The 15,304-nt window shown below is 71.8% G+C and carries 14 protein-coding genes; 11 read left to right on the top strand and 3 right to left on the bottom strand.

Translation table 11 applies throughout. The annotated features are described in order from the left end of the window. The first annotated feature begins 20 nt into the window (after positions 1-20). The 11 genes from C7S10_RS11040 (at position 21) to rodA (ending at position 10,841) form a co-directional block, all read left to right on the top strand. Entirely contained in the window at positions 21-1,049 is a 1,029-nt protein-coding gene (locus tag C7S10_RS11040) for a hypothetical protein (RefSeq protein ID WP_133176491.1), read from the top strand. 22 nt (positions 1,050-1,071) lie between these two features. Beyond that, on the top strand, positions 1,072-2,436 hold the full coding sequence (gene folC / locus C7S10_RS11035; RefSeq protein WP_108344495.1) for a bifunctional tetrahydrofolate synthase/dihydrofolate synthase: 1,365 nt from the start codon (positions 1,072-1,074) through the stop codon (positions 2,434-2,436). Further along, positions 2,433-2,837, top strand: a complete 405-nt coding sequence (locus C7S10_RS11030) for a DUF4233 domain-containing protein (RefSeq protein ID WP_243395317.1) — start codon at positions 2,433-2,435, stop codon at positions 2,835-2,837. Before folC ends, C7S10_RS11030 begins: the two co-directional genes overlap by 4 nt. Before the next feature lie 42 nt (positions 2,838-2,879). Beyond that, entirely contained in the window at positions 2,880-3,302 is a 423-nt protein-coding gene (gene ndk / locus C7S10_RS11025) for a nucleoside-diphosphate kinase (protein WP_108344494.1), read from the top strand. Continuing rightward, positions 3,299-4,273, top strand: coding sequence for a hypothetical protein (locus C7S10_RS11020; RefSeq protein WP_108344493.1), 975 nt, complete (start codon positions 3,299-3,301; stop codon positions 4,271-4,273). Before ndk ends, C7S10_RS11020 begins: the two co-directional genes overlap by 4 nt. A gap of 26 nt (positions 4,274-4,299) precedes the next feature. Next, on the top strand, positions 4,300-4,863 hold the full coding sequence (locus C7S10_RS11015; protein ID WP_108344492.1) for an NUDIX domain-containing protein: 564 nt from the start codon (positions 4,300-4,302) through the stop codon (positions 4,861-4,863). Positions 4,864-4,984: 121 nt separating this feature from the next. After that, positions 4,985-6,028, top strand: coding sequence for a rod shape-determining protein (locus C7S10_RS11010; RefSeq protein ID WP_108344491.1), 1,044 nt, complete (start codon positions 4,985-4,987; stop codon positions 6,026-6,028). Then, entirely contained in the window at positions 6,028-6,975 is a 948-nt protein-coding gene (gene mreC, locus C7S10_RS11005; RefSeq protein WP_108344490.1) for a rod shape-determining protein MreC, read from the top strand. Before C7S10_RS11010 ends, mreC begins: the two co-directional genes overlap by 1 nt. A 49-nt stretch (positions 6,976-7,024) precedes the next feature. Continuing rightward, the gene (gene mreD / locus C7S10_RS11000; RefSeq protein ID WP_108344489.1) at positions 7,025-7,534 is read left to right on the top strand and encodes a rod shape-determining protein MreD; all 510 of its coding nucleotides are present in this window, start codon (positions 7,025-7,027) and stop codon (positions 7,532-7,534) included. Then, positions 7,534-9,657, top strand: coding sequence for a penicillin-binding protein 2 (mrdA, locus tag C7S10_RS10995; RefSeq protein ID WP_108344488.1), 2,124 nt, complete (start codon positions 7,534-7,536; stop codon positions 9,655-9,657). The genes mreD and mrdA overlap by 1 nt, the downstream gene beginning before the upstream one ends. Next, entirely contained in the window at positions 9,654-10,841 is a 1,188-nt protein-coding gene (gene rodA / locus C7S10_RS10990; RefSeq protein WP_243395316.1) for a rod shape-determining protein RodA, read from the top strand. The genes mrdA and rodA overlap by 4 nt, the downstream gene beginning before the upstream one ends. Positions 10,842-11,156: 315 nt before the next feature. On the opposite strand, the gene C7S10_RS10985 is transcribed toward rodA, so the two are convergent. From C7S10_RS10985 to C7S10_RS10975, 3 genes are all read right to left on the bottom strand, one after another. Beyond that, positions 11,157-12,170, bottom strand: coding sequence for an IS481 family transposase (locus tag C7S10_RS10985; protein ID WP_108344487.1), 1,014 nt, complete (start codon positions 12,168-12,170; stop codon positions 11,157-11,159). A gap of 110 nt (positions 12,171-12,280) precedes the next feature. Then, on the bottom strand, positions 12,281-14,233 hold the full coding sequence (locus C7S10_RS10980) for a sensor histidine kinase (protein WP_108344486.1): 1,953 nt from the start codon (positions 14,231-14,233) through the stop codon (positions 12,281-12,283). Between the two features lie 40 nt (positions 14,234-14,273). Further along, the gene (locus C7S10_RS10975; protein WP_108344485.1) at positions 14,274-15,281 is read right to left on the bottom strand and encodes an endonuclease/exonuclease/phosphatase family protein; all 1,008 of its coding nucleotides are present in this window, start codon (positions 15,279-15,281) and stop codon (positions 14,274-14,276) included. Between the last annotated feature and the right edge of the window lie 23 nt (positions 15,282-15,304).

Raw genomic sequence — 15,304 nt, 5'->3', positions numbered from 1 at the left:
AGCGGGTCTAGGCTCCGCCCGTGCGGCGTCCGACCCTGCTCCTGACCACGCTGTCCCTCCTCGCCGCGGGCCTGTCGGCCGCCACGGCGGCGCCTGTTGCCAGGCCCGTTTCCGGGCCCGTTCCCAGGCCCGCTGAGCGGGCTGGCGTCCACACGGTCGGCGGGTGCGCGGTGTTCCCGGCCGACAACCCGTGGAACCGGCGCATCGACGGGCGTCCCCTCTGGAAGCAGTCGAAGGCGATCGTCGCCCGGCAGGCCGCCGGCGCCGAGCTTCACCTCGACCTCGGCACCACCGAGGACTACTACGGCATCCCGGTCAACGTCGTCGACGAGGACCAGCCCCTGCTGCCGCTGTCGTTCGGCGTCGACGGCGAGGACTACGGCGACGAGAGCGACCGGGGTCCGGTGTTCATCCCGGCCGACGCGGCGATCGAGGGCGGCAGTGCCACGGACCCCGATCCCGACGAGGGGGACCGGCACGTCATCGCCGTACGCCGCGGGACCTGCGACCTGGTCGAGCTGTACGCCGCCGAGCGGGTGCGCGACGGGTCCGGGGCCGTGGTCGGGTGGCGAGCCGCGGCCGCCGCGCGCTGGGACCTGTCCTCCAACCGGCTGCGCCCCGCTCGCTGGACGTCGGCCGACGCCGCGGGGCTGCCGATCCTCCCCGGCCTGCTGAGCTACGACGAGGCGGCCACCGGGCACATCACGCACGCGCTGCGCTTCACGCTGCCGGACGCCCGGTCCGCCTACACCTGGCCCGCCCGCCACTGCGGCCCGTCCGGCAACACCGGTCGCGACCTGCCGGCCTACGGCCTGCGCTTCCGCCTGAAGAAGTCCTTCCCGACCTCGCGCTACACCGGAGCCGCGCGGGCGATCGTCGTCGCCATGAAGCGCTACGGCCTGGTGTACGCCGACCAGGGCTCGGCGATGTACGTGACCGGCACCGCCGACCCGCGGTGGGAGGCCGCGCTCGACCAGTTCCGCGTGCGCCCGCTCGACGGCTCGGCGCTGGAGGTGGTCAGGCCGTGGCGAAAGGTGGTCCGCTGCTGAGGGCCCCTAGACTCGGCGCGAGATGAGTGAGCACACGCCTGACGCCCGCCCGGCCGAGACCTTCGACGAGGTCGAGGACGCCCTGCTGTCCCGCTGGCCCGAGACCAAGCTCGAGCCGAGCCTCGACCGGATCCGCGCGTTCACCGAGCTCCTCGGCGAGCCACAGCGCTCGTTCCGGGTGGTCCACCTGACAGGGACCAACGGCAAGACGTCCACCAGCCGGATGATCGAGACGCTGCTGCGCTCGCTCGACCTGCGCACGGGCCGCTTCACCAGCCCCCACCTCGAGCGGATGAGCGAGCGGATCAGCATCGACGGCGAGCCGCTGGACGACGAGGGGTTCGTGCGGGCCTTCAACGACGTCGCGGCCTTCACCCACCTCGTCGACGCCGACCAGGAGCACCCGCTCTCCTTCTTCGAGACCATCGTCGGGATGGCCTACGCCGCCTTCGCCGACGCGCCGGTCGACGTGGCGGTCGTCGAGGTCGGCATGGGGGGAAGCTGGGACGCCACCAACGTCGCCGACGCCGACGTCGCCGTGGTGCTGCCGATCGCCGTCGACCACGCGAAGTACCTCGGCGACACGCCCGCCGTCATCGCCCACGAGAAGGCCGGCATCATCAAGCCCGGCAGCTTCGCGATCCTCGCCGAGCAGACGCCCGACGTGGCCGCCGTGCTGCTGGAGCGGGCGGTCGAGGTCGGCGCCACGGTGGCCCGCGAGGGCATGGAGTTCGGTGTCGTCTCGCGCGTGCCGGCCATCGGTGGGCAGGTCGTCAGCCTGCAGGGGCTGCACGCGCGCTACGACGAGATCTTCCTGCCGTTGTACGGCGCCCACCAGGCCCAGAACGCCGCCGTGGCCCTCGCCGCGGTGGAGGCCTTCGGCAGCGGCGCGCCCCTGGACGAGGACCTCGTGCGGGCCGCCTTCGCCGAGGTCACCAGTCCCGGCCGGCTCGAGGTCATCCGGCGCAGCCCGACCATCCTGCTCGACGCCGCCCACAACCCGCACGGCGCGGAGGCCACGGCCCGGGCGCTGGAGGACTCCTTCAACTTCTCGCCGCTGATCGGCGTCATGGGCGTGATGGGGGACAAGGACGCCGACGGCGTGCTCGCGGCCTTCGAGCCCCACGTCGAGCACCTGATCTGCACCCAGAACTCCAGCGACCGCTCGATGACCGCCGCCGAGCTGGGCCGTGCTGCCGTCGAGGTCTTCGGCGAGGACCGGGTCACGGTCGTGGCCGGGCTGGCCGAGGCGATCGATCGCGCCGCCGCCCTCGCGGAGGCCGGCCAGGCGTTCGGCGACGCGCTGGGTGCGGGGGCGGTGCTCGTCACCGGGTCGGTCGTCACCGTCGGCGAGGCGCGGACGATGCTGACGGGTCGGCGGGCGTGAGCGAGGCAGGCGAGTCGGAGGCGCCGGCGCCGCAGAACACCGAACGCTCGCCGCGCCGCGGCATGTGCGCCGCGGTGCTGTGCCTCGAGGCGATCACGATCGGCCTGACGACGCCGGTGATGATCACCATCGCCGACGTGTCCGTCGGCACCGCACTGTTCGTCGGGCTCGGCCTGGCGGTGGTCTGCCTGCTGCTGGCGGGCATGCTGCGGGCGTCGTGGGCGTACGCCGCGGGCTACGCCGTGCAGGTCGCCGCCCTCGCGCTCGGGTTCGTCATCCCGCTGATGTTCCTCCTCGGCGGCATCTTCGCGGCGCTGTGGGCGACCGCCGACCACCTCGGGCGCAAGATCGAGCGCGAGAAGGCGGCCGCCTGGGCGGCGTACCGCGCCGAGAACCCCTGACGCGCTCATCTCGTCAGCGGCGACGGTCGCTAGGCTGCGGCCATGACCGAGCGCTCCCTTGTCCTTGTCAAGCCGGACGGCGTCCGCCGCGGCCTCACCGGTGAGGTGGTCCGGCGCATCGAGGCGAAGGGCTACACCCTCGTCGCCCTCGAGCTGCGTACGGCGACGCCGGAGCTGCTCGCCGAGCACTACGAGGAGCACCAGGGCAAGCCGTTCTACGAGCCGCTCGTCGAGTTCATGCTCTCCGGCCCGGTGGCCGCCATGGTGATCGAGGGCGAGCGCTGCATCGAGGGCTTCCGCTCGCTGGCCGGCGCCACCGACCCGACCGTCGCCGCGCCCGGCACGATCCGCGGCGACCTCGGTCGCGACTGGGGCCTGAAGGTCCAGCAGAACATTGTCCACGGCTCCGACGCCCCCGAGTCCGCGGCCCGCGAGATCGGGATCTGGTTCTCCGAGCTCGCGTGACGCCGCGGCGGGCGTTCGCCACGCTGGCTCTCCTGCTGGCGCCGAGTGCCTGCACGCTGCAGACCACCGCTGACGACCGCTCGGCGGCGCCGACCTGCGACGGCGTCTCCTACACCGACGTCCGCGGCCCGGAACCCGGTGAGCCGAACGGCAGCCTGCGCGACCACCCCGTCGCCGACGCCGTCTGCCAGGCCTGGTGGCTCGACCTCGCCGACGGCTTCGTCCCGCAGGGCCTCGCCATCGAGGGTCGGCGTGCCTTCGTCGTCGGCCATCGCGCCGGCGCGGTGGGGAGCAAGCTCTGCCAGGTAGCGGTCATCGACCTGCCCTCCGGCCGCACCAACGCCTTCACCGGCACGCTGGACGCCCGCGACGGGTCCCCGACCTGCCGCCACGGCGGGGGAGCCGCCCTCACCGACGCCGGCCTGTGGGTCGTCCAGACCAGTCGGCTGTGGCTGCTCGACCCCGACCGCATCGGCCGCCCGGACCAGGTCCGCCGCGTCTGGGACCTCGCCGACGAGGTGCGCGGCTCGACGATCGCGGCCCACGACGGCGAGATCGTGATCGCCGGCTACCGCCCGAACGGGCCCGGTCAAGCCAGGTCGTACGCCGAGGCGTCGGTGCTCGCAAGCGGGGCGACCGAGCTCGTCGAGACCGCGACCGGTCGCGGGCAGGTGGCGATGACCGGCGCCAGCAGGGTCCCCCCGCGGCTCCAGGGCCTCGCGTTCTCGCCCGCGGGCCGGGCGTGGCACGTCTCCTCGCGCATCTCGTGCGGCCGGATCCACGCCGGGTCCCGCATCCGCGACTTCGTGCCTGGCGCCGAGGGGACCGTGGTGACCCGGGACTCGATCTGGACGGTCAGCGAGGCCAGCGCAGCGCCGTACCGCGACCCCGGCGGTGCGCTGGTGCCACGGCTGCTGCGCCTCGACCGGGACCGCGTGCTCGACGCCGGCCCGGCCACCTGCGTCTTCTGAGCGGGTGTCTGTGCGACGCTGACGCGGTGAGCGAGGAGGACGGCGGCTACCGGACACTCGAGAGCCGGGTGGCCTACGAGAACCCCTGGATCGAGGTGCGCGAGAGCCGGATCATCCGGCCCGACGGCGAGCCCGGCCTGTTCGGGGTGCTGCACCCGCGCCACCCCGCCTCCTTCGTCGTCGCGCTCGGCGACGACGACGAGGTCGTGCTCATCGAGACGTTCCGCTACACCACGCAGCGGTGGTCGATCGAGATCCCGGCGGGCAACACCGACGGCGAGGACCCGCTCGTCGCGGCGCGCCGTGAGCTGGCCGAGGAGACGGGGCTCGTCGCGTCGTCGTGGACGCCGCTGGGGTCCTACGACTCGCTCAACGGCATGGCCGCCGCCCCGGAGTTCGCCTTCCTCGCCCGTGGCTTGAGCCGTGCCGAGGACGACGGGGCGAGCCACCGGCGGGAGGAGGGCATCCGGGCCGTACGCCGCGAGCCCTGGTCGGCCGTGATGGCGATGATCCGCGACGGCGAGATCCGCGACGCGCAGTCGATCACGCCCCTGATGCTCGCGGCGCTGCACCTCGGTCGCGTCCGCTGACCCCGCGTGTCCTCCCGGGAACGGGTGCGCGCGCTACCTACCCTGAGCCGTGGGTCGGGGGCCGAGGGTTTCCTACCCACCTTCCCCGTTCACCCCACGCAACTCCTGCGAGGCATCGCGCATGGCACTGAGCAGCACGACGGCGGGCTTCATCGGCCGCGACATGGCCGTGGACCTCGGCACCGCCAACACGCTGGTCTACGTCCGCGGCAAGGGCGTGGTGCTCGACGAGCCGTCCGTCGTGGCGATGAACACGACGACCGGCGAGGTGCTCGCGGTCGGCCACGAGGCCAAGCGGATGATCGGTCGCACCCCCGACAACATCACCGCCATCCGTCCGCTCAAGGACGGTGTGATCGCCGACTTCGAGGCGACCGAGCAGATGCTGCGCTTCTTCATCCAGCAGGTGCACCGCCGCCGCTACATGGCCAAGCCGCGCATGGTCATCTGCGTCCCGAGCGGCATCACCGCCGTCGAGCAGCGCGCGGTGAAGGAGGCCGGCTACCAGGCCGGGGCCCGGCGCGTCTACATCGTCGAGGAGCCGATGGCGGCGGCGATCGGCGCCGGCCTGCCCGTGCACGAGGCCACCGGCAACATGATCGTCGACGTCGGCGGGGGCACCACCGAGGTGGCAGTGATCAGCCTCGGCGGCATCGTCACCAGCATGAGCGTGCGCACCGCGGGCGACGACATCGACCAGTCGATCATCGCGTGGATGAAGAAGGAGTACTCCCTGATGCTCGGGGAGCGCACCGCCGAGGAGATGAAGCTGACCCTGGGCTCGGCCTTCCCGCTGCCCAGCGAGCCGGAGGCCGAGATCCGCGGCCGCGACATGGTCTCGGGCCTGCCCCGCACCGTCGTCGTCTCCAGCGCCGAGCTGCGCCAGGCCATCGAGGAGCCGATCCACAACATCATCGACGCCGTCCGCACCACCCTCGACCAGACCCCGCCCGAGCTGGCCGGCGACATCATGGACCGCGGCATCGTCCTCACCGGCGGAGGCGCCCTGCTCCGCGGCCTCGACGAGCGCCTGCGCCACGAGACGGGCATGCCGGTCCACGTCGCCGAGGACCCGCTCTCCAGCGTGGCCTTCGGTGCCGGCAAGTGCGTCGAGGAGTTCGAGGCGCTCCAGCAGGTCCTCGTCTCCGACGTACGGCGGTTCTGATGGCCGGCCTGGGGGGAGGCGGCACGAGCAGCGGCCGCGAGCGTCGGTGGCGCGGGCTCGACCGGCTCGAGTCGCGCAACCGTCCGCCGCGCTCGCTCCTCGTCGCGCTGGTGCTGGCCAGCGTCACCCTGATCACCCTCGACTTCCACGGCGGCACCGACTCACCCGTCGAGCCCGCCCGCCGCGCGCTCGGCGAGGCCTTCGGGCCGGTGGAGGCCGCGACCGCCGCCGCCGTGCGACCCTTCACCGCGGTGCCGACGTGGTTCCGCACGAAGGGCTCGCTCAGCGACGAGATCCGCGACCTCGAGGCCGAGAACTCCGACCTGCGCAGCCAGGTCGCCTCGGCCGGGTTCGAGAAGAACCGGCTCGAGGAGTACGACGGCCTGACCCAGTCGGCCGAGAACCTCGGCCAGGCGCTGGTGCCGGCCCGCGTGGTGGCCTACGCGTCCTCACAGACCTTCAGCAAGACGGTCACGATCGACGCCGGGTCGTCGTCGGGCATCGGGCCCGACATGACGGTCGTCAACAACGACGGCCTCGTCGGGCGGGTCCTGCGCGTCACCCGCACCACCGCCACGGTGCTCCTGATCACCGACCCCGAGTCGATCGTCGGCGGCCGCGTCGGCTCCAGCATGGAGATCGGCTTCGTGCACGGCACCGACGACTCGCCCGCGGGTGACGAGCTCGAGCTGCGACTCGTCGACGACGCCGTCGTCCCGGCCAAGCACGACACGGTCGTCACCTGGGGCAGCTCGGGAGGACCGTACGAGGCGGGCGTGCCCGTCGGGCGCGTCACCGACGTCTACTCAAGCCTGCGCGAGACGTCGCAGCGCGCCGTGATCGAGCCGTTCGTGGACTTCTCGGCCCTCGACGTCGTCGGGGTGATGGTCCCCACCGGGACGACCAGCGACCGCGCCGTGATCGAGGCGGACGGGGCGCTGCGATGAACCACCCCACGAGATCGCTCGCTGCACTCGCGCTTCCGCGGGGGCCCCGATGACCCGCGCCCGGCTGCTCGTCGCGATCGTCGCGGTCGCCATCGCCCTGGTCCTCCAGGTGTCACTGTTCCCGCACGTCGCCTGGCACGGCATCGTGCCGAACCTGTGCCTGCTGGTCGTCGTCGGTGCCGCGCTCACCCTCGACGCACCGTCCGCCATGCTGCTCGGCTTCACTGCCGGCGTGCTGCTCGACCTCGTCCCGCCCGCCGACCACGTCGCCGGACGCTGGGCGCTCGCGCTCACCGTCGTGGCGTTCCTCGCCGCCCGCGTGCGCCAGGACGTGAAGCCCACGGCCGCGGCCGTCGTGGCCACGGTCGCGGCGGCCTCCTTCGTCGGCACCTCCATCTTCGCGTTGAGCGGGCTCTTCCTCGGCGACGGCGGCTCGGTGCCGCACCTGCTCGAGGTGATCGCCGTGGCCGTGCTGTGGGACGTCCTCCTCACCCCGTTCGTGCTGCCGCCCCTCCTCAAGGTCTTCTCGTCACTCGACCCGAGACTGGCGACCACCTGATGGCCGTCACCGGTTCGCAGCGCAGCCGACTGCGCCTCGTCGTCGTGCAGGCGCTCGTCTTCTCGCTCTTCGCGACCCTGTTCGTCCGCCTCTACTACCTCCAGGTCGTCGGCGGCGAGGGCTATCAGGCACAGGCCGCCAACCAGTCGGTGCGAGACATCGTCGTGCAGCCGCAGCGCGGCCTGATCGTCGACGACCAGGGCCGGCCGCTGGTCGCCAACCGCACGTCCTGGGTGATCTCCATCGACCGCAACATCCTGGCCAAGCTGGGGGAGCGGCAGCGCACCGAGCTGGTGCGCCGCGTGTCCGTGGTGGTGGGCGAGAAGCCCGAGGCCGTCGAGAAGCGTCTGATCACCTGCGGCAACGAGGGCAGCGTCCGTGGCAGCTGCTGGAACGGCTCGCCGTACCAGCCCGTGCCGGTCGCCAGCGACGTGCACAAGGACGTCGCGCTGCGCATCCTCGAGCAGCCCGAGGACTACCCCGGCGTCGTCGCCGAGCAGCAGAGCGTCCGCGCCTACCCCGAGCCCTTCGGCGTCAACCTCGCCCACGTCCTGGGCTACCTCAGCCCCATCACCGAGGACGAGCTCGACGCCGCGCAGGACGCCGACGACGAGTCCCTCAACGGCGCCTCGAGCGTCGGGCGGGCCGGCATCGAGAAGCAGTACGACGCGTGGCTGCGCGGGCTCCCGGGCTACCGCCGGGTCGCGGTCGACTCGATGGGGCGCGTCCTCGGCGACGACAGCACGGTCGAGTCGACGCCCGGCGACACCCTGGTCACCTCCATCGACGCCAAGGTGCAGTCAGCGGTCGAGCGCGCGCTCAAGGAGCGGATGCTCTTCCAGCGCACCCAGTTCGACAAGGTCACCGGGCGCAACTACGTCGCCGACTCCGGTGCGGCCGTCGTGCTCGAGGCGAAGACCGGCCGGGTGGTGGCGATGGCCAGCCAGCCGACGTACGACCCCGGCGTCTGGGTCGGCGGGATCAGCAGCAGCGAGCTCGAGCGGCTCTACTCCGAGAAGGCCGGCACGCCGCTGCTCTCGCGGGCCACGCAGGGCCAGTTCGCCCCCGGCTCGACGTGGAAGCCGTTCATGACCGCCGGTGCGCTCAAGAACGGCTACCGCACCGACAGCACGCTGACCTGCCCCTCGGGCGTGCAGATCGGCAACCGCGTCTTCCACAACCACGAGTCGTCCGCGATCGGCGGGCCCGTGACGTTCGCGAAGGCGCTCGAGGTCTCCTGCAACACCTTCTTCTTCCAGATCGGCTACAAGTACTGGCAGCAGTACGGCAGCGACGAGGGCAACGTCGACGCCAAGGACCCGCTCGTCGCGGAGGCCAAGAACTTCGGCTTCGGCAGCCGCACCGGCATCGACGTGCCCGGCGAGGCGCCCGGCCGGATCGCGGACCGGAGCTGGAAGCGGGCCTACTACGACTCGATGAAGGACTTCTACTGCGGCATCGCCGACAAGCCGCAGGACGCCGAGACCAGCGACTTCGTCTACAAGTTCGCGCGTGAGTTCTGCGTCGAGGGCTACGCCTACCGCGCCGGCGACGCCGCCAACTTCGCCATCGGCCAGGGCGACACCATCGTCACCCCGCTCCAGCTCGCCCGCGGCTACGCCGCGATCTCCAACGGCGGCACCCTCTTCGCCCCGACCGTCGCGAAGGCGCTGGTCAGCCCGAGCGGCGAGGTGCTGCGCCGGTTCACCCCGGCCAAGGTCGGCAACGTCAAGGTGCCGAAGAAGGACATGGAGTACATCGACGAGTCCCTCAAGGGCGTGACCCGGGTCGGGACCATGGCCTGGAAGATGGGCGGCTTCCCGCTCGACGACGTCGTCGTGCGGTCCAAGACGGGCTCGGCCGAGGTCTACGGCAAGCAGTCGACCGGCTGGGTCGCCTCCTACACCGACGACTACGTCGTCGTGATGATGCTCAGCCAGGCCGGCACCGGGTCCGGCTCGGTCGGTGAGGGCGTCCGCAAGGTCTGGGAGGCGCTCTACGGCATCGACGGCGAGGCGGTGAAGCCCGCCGACGAGGCGATCCCCGGCCTGGTCGCACCGAAGACCCTGCCGACGTTCCTCGACGACGGCTCGATCCTCCCGCCGGTGAAGGAGAAGCCGTGACCGCACCCGCCTCGCGCCGTACGCCGCTGAAGGCGCCCGGCCTCGACTGGCTGCTGATGGTCGCGGCCCTCGCGCTGATCTTCCTCGGCACGCTCCTCGTGTGGTCGGCCACCTCCACCCGCGAGGACCTGACCGGCGGCGAGACCACGGCCTACCTCACCAAGCAGCTCGTCAACGTGGCCATCGGGATCGTGCTGATGGTCATCGTGATGGCCACCGACCACCGCTGGGTGCGGATCATGGCGCCGGTCTTCTACCTCGGTTCGATCGTGGGGCTCGCCCTCGTGCTGGTCGCCGGCTCGACCATCAACGGCTCCCGCTCCTGGCTCCAGCTCGGCGGGATGTCGATCCAGCCGTCGGAGTTCGCGAAGCTGTCGGTGGTGGTCGGCATGGCCCTGCTGGTGGCGGAGCGGACCGAGGGACGCTGGCGCCGCGGCGTACGCACCACCGAGGTCGTGGGGATGCTCGCCATCGCCGGCGTGCCCGCGGCCCTGATCATGCTGCAGCCCGACCTCGGCACGATGCTGGTGCTCTCGGCGATCGTCTTCGGCGTGCTCGCCGTCTCCGGCGCCGACCGGCGCTGGCTGATCGGCCTCACCGTGACCGGCATCGCCGGCGCGGCGCTGGCGGTCAGCCTCGGGGTGCTGAAGTCCTACCAGGTCGACCGCTTCATGGCGTTCACCAACCCGGGCCTCGACCCGCGGGGCGCGGGCTACAACACGGAGCAGGCGCGGATCGCGGTCGGCAACGGTGGCCTCTTCGGGCAGGGGCTCTTCGACGGCTCCCAGACCCGCTCCGGCTTCGTGCCCGAGCAGCACACCGACTTCATCTTCACCGTCGCCGGTGAGGAGCTCGGGCTGGTCGGCGCCGGGCTGGTGATCGCCTTGCTGGCGATCGTCATCTGGCGTGCGCTGGCGATCTCGGCCGACACCGACGACATGTTCGGGCGCATCGCCGCCGCGGGCATCGCCTGCTGGTTCGGCTTCCAGGCCTTCCAGAACATCGGCATGTGCCTGGGGATCATGCCGGTGACCGGCGTCCCGCTGCCCTTCGTGTCGTACGGCGGGACGTCGATGTTCGCCGTCATGCTCGCGCTCGGGCTGCTGCAGAACATCCACCTGCGCTCGTCGGCGGCGCTCCCGACGCGCCTGCTCGCGACGCCGCGGGTGCTCGTGCGCCGCTAGGACGACCGGCCGCTCCGCCGTCATGCTCGCGCTCGGGCTGCTGCAGAACATCCACCTGCGATCGTCGGCGGCGCTCCCGACGCGCCTGCTCACGACGCCGCGGGTGCTCGTGCGCCGCTAGGACGACCGGCCGCTCCGCCGTCATGGTCGTACGGCGCTGGGTGGCGGCAGATCGCGGGTGAGGCGGTGCTGGGCGTGCGATGTGCCGCCACCGTCGTGGTCGTACGGCGCTGGGTGGCGGCAGATCGCGCCTGAATGGGTGCCGGGCGTGCGATGTGCCGCCACCCGAGGGAGGGGACACGGCGTCCGGGGGGGCTAGCTGTACTGACCCGGCAGGTTGGTCACGCGGCTGATGGGCGGGTGGCCTGCGAGTGAGCTGTGTGCACGGTGATGGTTGTAGATGTGCAGCCAGGCTGGCAAGGCCCGTCGTCGGGCGGTCTCGCTGGAGTACGGCTTGGCGTAGGCCCACTCGGTGAGCAGGGTGCGGTTGAAGCGTTCTGCCTTGCCGTTGGTTTGAGGTCGGTACGGACGGGTGCGGCTGTGTCGGCATCCGGTCTCGTCAATGGCCACGGCCCACGTGCGTGAGCGGTAGCAGGAGCCGTTGTCGGTCAGCACTCGACGGATGTGGATGCCGATGGCGTTGAACCACGCCACGGCTCGACGCCAGAACCCGGCCGCGGTGGCGCCCTGCTCGTCGGCGTGGATCTCGCAGTAGGCCAGTCGGGTGTGGTCGTCGATCGCGGTGTGGATGTAGGCGTAGCCCAGGTTCGGTCGGCCGTGGACCTTGCGGGGCCGGTCCGGGTCGCGGTGCGCCTGGCTGTTCACCCCGCCCTGGCTGCGGCCGTGGATGCGCCAGCCGCCGCCGTCGGGGATGTTGCCGAGCTTCTTGATGTCGACGTGGACCAGATCGCCCGGGTGCGGGTGCTCGTAGCGCACCACGGGGTCACGGCGGACCGGCAGGCCGGTGGCGCGATCGATCCCGACCAGCTTGGGCAGTCCAAGCCGCGCGATCACCCGTCCCACCGTGGAAGAGTTCATGTCGAGCCGGCCGGCGATCTGCACCGGGCCGAGTTGTTTGGTGGTGCGCAGGTGCTTGATCTTGGCCTCGAGCCGGCGGCTGGTGCGTCGTGGCGAGTGGTGTGGCCGGCTGGATCGGTCGCCCATAGCTGAGGGACCGTGCTCGCGGTAGCGATCGGCCCACCGCTTCGCGGTCGTGGGTGAGACCTGGAACCGCTCGGCAGCACGTCGTAGCGGCCAACCGTCCTCGACGACGCAGCGGGCCAGGTACAGCCGCCCTCGCGGGGTCAGCGTGGCATTAGCGTGGGACATGGAGACCTCCGGGATCTGGGTGCGAATGCGTGGTTGCTTCACACCTCACCCGGAGGTCTCCATCTCGTCTAGACCCAGTCGGCTGTCACCAACCTCTGTGGTCAGTACAGCTAGCCGGGCGGCGTGGCTGCCGGCAGGGTCATCGAGAAGGTCGCGCCGCCGTGGTCGTTGGTGAAGGCGACGATGCTGCCGCCGTGGCGCGTGACGATCGTGCGGCACAGCGACAGGCCGAGCCCGGTCCCCTCGACGCCCTGCGCCTGTTGGGGGTCGCGGTGGAACTCCTCGAAGATCAGCTCCTCCTCGCCCGGCGTCAGCCCGACCCCGCGGTCGGCCACCTCGATCCGGATCCAGCCCGGTTCATCGTCCTCGCGCGAGGTGATCTCGACGTGGGCGGGCTCACCCGGGCGGGCGAACTTGACCGCGTTGCCGATCAGGTTGCCGAAGAGCTGGCGACCGAGCACCCGGTCGGCGCGGACGAGGTGCGGTGCGTGGTTCGTGATCCGGAGCGTGCCGGGGGAGTCCTCCGAGGAGCTCTCGCCGGCCTCGCCGACCAGCTCGGAGATCGGCACCGGTTCGGGTGTCAGCCCGCCCTCGCGGACGACGGTGTAGTTGATCCAGCCCCCGATGACGCGCTCCATCCGCCGGCTGGACGCCTCGGCGCGCTTCAGCAGCGGAGCGACGTCCTCACCGTTCTCGGCCGCTTCGTGGGCCATCTCGAGCCAGCCGTGCAGGCTGGTCAGGGGCGTGCGCAGGTCGTGGGAGACGATGCCCGCGAAGCGCGAGAGCTCGTCGAGCCGGTGCCGCTGGTTGGTGACGTCGGTGAGCAGGACCAGGATGTCGTCCCCCGAGATGGGCCACGAGCTGATCTCGAGCAGCCGCTTGCTCCGGTCGTGGTCGATGGTCACGGTCGAACGGTGCCGCCTGAGCCCCGCGGTCCCGGGGAGGTCCGGTTCGTCCAGCGGCCGGCCCTCCACCGAGCTGAGGCCGAGGTAGGACGCCCAGCCCTCGGCCGGCCGGGCGGGCAGTGGGCGCCCGAGGAGGTGGCGTGCCGACGGGTTGTGGCGCACCAGCGCGCCGTCGTTGAAGAGCATCATGCCGTCGGTCATCGAGTCGAAGACCTGCCCGAGCAGCGTGGACTGGGCGTCGGCCTGTCGGCGCTGCGCGCGCTCGGCGGCGAGCGCCCGCTCCCGTTCGTCGCGGAGCAGGGCGATCTGCATCGTGATGAAGGTGCTGGCCACGAGCAGCAGGTCGATGATCAGCGACGAGGGGAGGAAGCCGACGTAGCTGAACCGGTCGGCCTCGGTGAACGCCAGCACGCCCGCGGCCAGCGACTGCATGAGCGCATGGATGCCGGCGGCGAAGGGCGACAGCATGACCCCGGCCCACACCGCGGGGATCAGCAGGAACCAGCTCAGCGGCAGGTCGGGGTCGAGGTAGACGACGTACATGCAGGCCAGCGAGACCGGGACCAGCAGGCCGAGCCCGGTCCGCGACGGTCTCGGCAGGCGTCGCCACCGGGAGAGGTCGCCGTGGAAGAACGTGAGGAACGTGGCGGCCCCGATGAAGGCGAACATCGAGCTGCGGATGATCCACCAGAGGGTGAGCGGGGTGAGCTCCAGGGCCGGCTGGCCGGAGAAGCCGCCGAGGAGGGACACCGGGGTCGCCGCGAGGACGGCTGCGCCCGCGATGCTCGCCAAGGAACGTGCCCCGCGGGGCGCCCAGCCCGGGGAGCCCTTGACGCGGAGGTAGATCACCGTCGTCGCCCAGACGGCCGCGAGGTTGAGCAGGGCCATGAGGAGGACCTGGTCGGGCGGGTTGGAGAAGGCGAGCCCGACGACGACGAAGACGGCGGCCATCGCCGCGGTCGCCACGAGAGCCCCCCTGCCGGGGCGACCGTCACCGTCCCAGAGCAGCGTCAGGCCGACGAAGCCGATCCCGATCGGCGGCCACAGCTCGGTCGGCACCCCGGGGTCGTGGGCCTGCCCGAGTGCGAGGACGCAGCCGACCACCCAGCAGGCCATCACGAACCAGACCCGGCGGTCGCTCCCGAGAGCCTTCCTCATCACACCTCCAGCCGCCCACCCTACGGGCGGGGCGCCCGGCTCATCCGCGATTCCCGTTCCCTCGCTGGTTGCGGCCGCGGGGCTGGGTCGGGCAGTCCGTCGAGGCGGGGACGACGAAGTCGGCGTAGAGCCGCGAGTGGTCCGAGATGGCGGACGGGAGCACGGCCGCGCGCTGGGCCTTGATGGTCGGGCTGGCGAGGAGGAAGTCGATGCGCGAGCCGTTCGGACCGGTGCCCTCCGGACCCGAGCCCACGGACCACGCGTCGACGAGCTGCGCGGTCAGCGGCGCCAGGGTCGGCGTGCTGATCGTCGCGTTCATGTCGCCGCCCAGGATGATCGGGTTGTCCTCGTTGGCGAGGATGCCCGCGACGTACCTCGCCTGCGCCTCCCGCAGGCCGGGCAGCTTGTTCTGGAGGTGGGTGTTGTAGATCCGCACCTCCTGGCCGCCGATCTCGACGCCGACGCGCAGCAGCCCGCGCTGCTCGCCGCCGGGGCCGTTGGGCAGCAGGTAGTTGTCGGAGCCGATGATCGGGAACCGGGACAGGATCGCGACGCCGTACTCCCCGTTGCCGGAGCGGACGTTGGCCCCGAACGCGTGGTTCATCCCCAGCGCGTCGGCGAAGTAGGCAGCCTGGTCGATGTTGCCGGTGCTCGCCTTGAAGCGGTCGATCTCCTGGAGCAGCACGATGTCGGGGTCGACGGCGCGGATCTCCGCGGCGAGGGTCGCGATCCCGCCGTAGGAGCGGTGGGTGTTGAAGTCGAGCACGCGGATGTCCACCGACGTCTGGAGCTTCTGGCACGCGATCGCCTCGATGCCGGGCGGCGGCGTCGGGATCACGTCCTCCTCGCCCGGGCTCGGCTTGCCGGTCGGCTTCGGGACGTTGGTGGGCGACTCCGTCGGCGAGGTGGTGGTCGGGGTCGGCGTCGAGGTCGGCGTCGCGTCGGGCCTGTCGTCGCCCCGCGAACGGTCGAGGACGACGAGGGTCGCGATGACCCCGAGCACGAGCAGGAGCAGGGCGGCGCGGACGAGGTTCTCCCGCTTGCTCACTGGCTTCCCCCCGAGGACTTCGG

The sequence above is a fragment of the Nocardioides currus genome (assembly GCF_003057875.1).
Lineage (GTDB): Bacteria > Actinomycetota > Actinomycetes > Propionibacteriales > Nocardioidaceae > Nocardioides > Nocardioides currus.
The sequence above is the reverse complement of the archived record's forward strand: the minus strand, read 5'-3'. Positions and strand labels throughout refer to the sequence as shown.

Excerpts from the sequence above, each read along its gene's own strand:
- C7S10_RS10985 (WP_108344487.1), bottom strand. The coding sequence starts at position 12,170 with ATGTCCCACGCTAATGCCACGCTGACCCCGCGAGGGCGGCTGTACCTG.
- C7S10_RS10980 (WP_108344486.1), bottom strand. The coding sequence starts at position 14,233 with ATGAGGAAGGCTCTCGGGAGCGACCGCCGGGTCTGGTTCGTGATGGCC.
- folC (WP_108344495.1), top strand. The coding sequence starts at position 1,072 with ATGAGTGAGCACACGCCTGACGCCCGCCCGGCCGAGACCTTCGACGAG.
- mrdA (WP_108344488.1), top strand. The coding sequence starts at position 7,534 with ATGGCCGTCACCGGTTCGCAGCGCAGCCGACTGCGCCTCGTCGTCGTG.
- C7S10_RS11010 (WP_108344491.1), top strand. The coding sequence starts at position 4,985 with ATGGCACTGAGCAGCACGACGGCGGGCTTCATCGGCCGCGACATGGCC.
- mreD (WP_108344489.1), top strand. The coding sequence starts at position 7,025 with ATGACCCGCGCCCGGCTGCTCGTCGCGATCGTCGCGGTCGCCATCGCC.
- ndk (WP_108344494.1), top strand. The coding sequence starts at position 2,880 with ATGACCGAGCGCTCCCTTGTCCTTGTCAAGCCGGACGGCGTCCGCCGC.
- mreC (WP_108344490.1), top strand. The coding sequence starts at position 6,028 with ATGGCCGGCCTGGGGGGAGGCGGCACGAGCAGCGGCCGCGAGCGTCGG.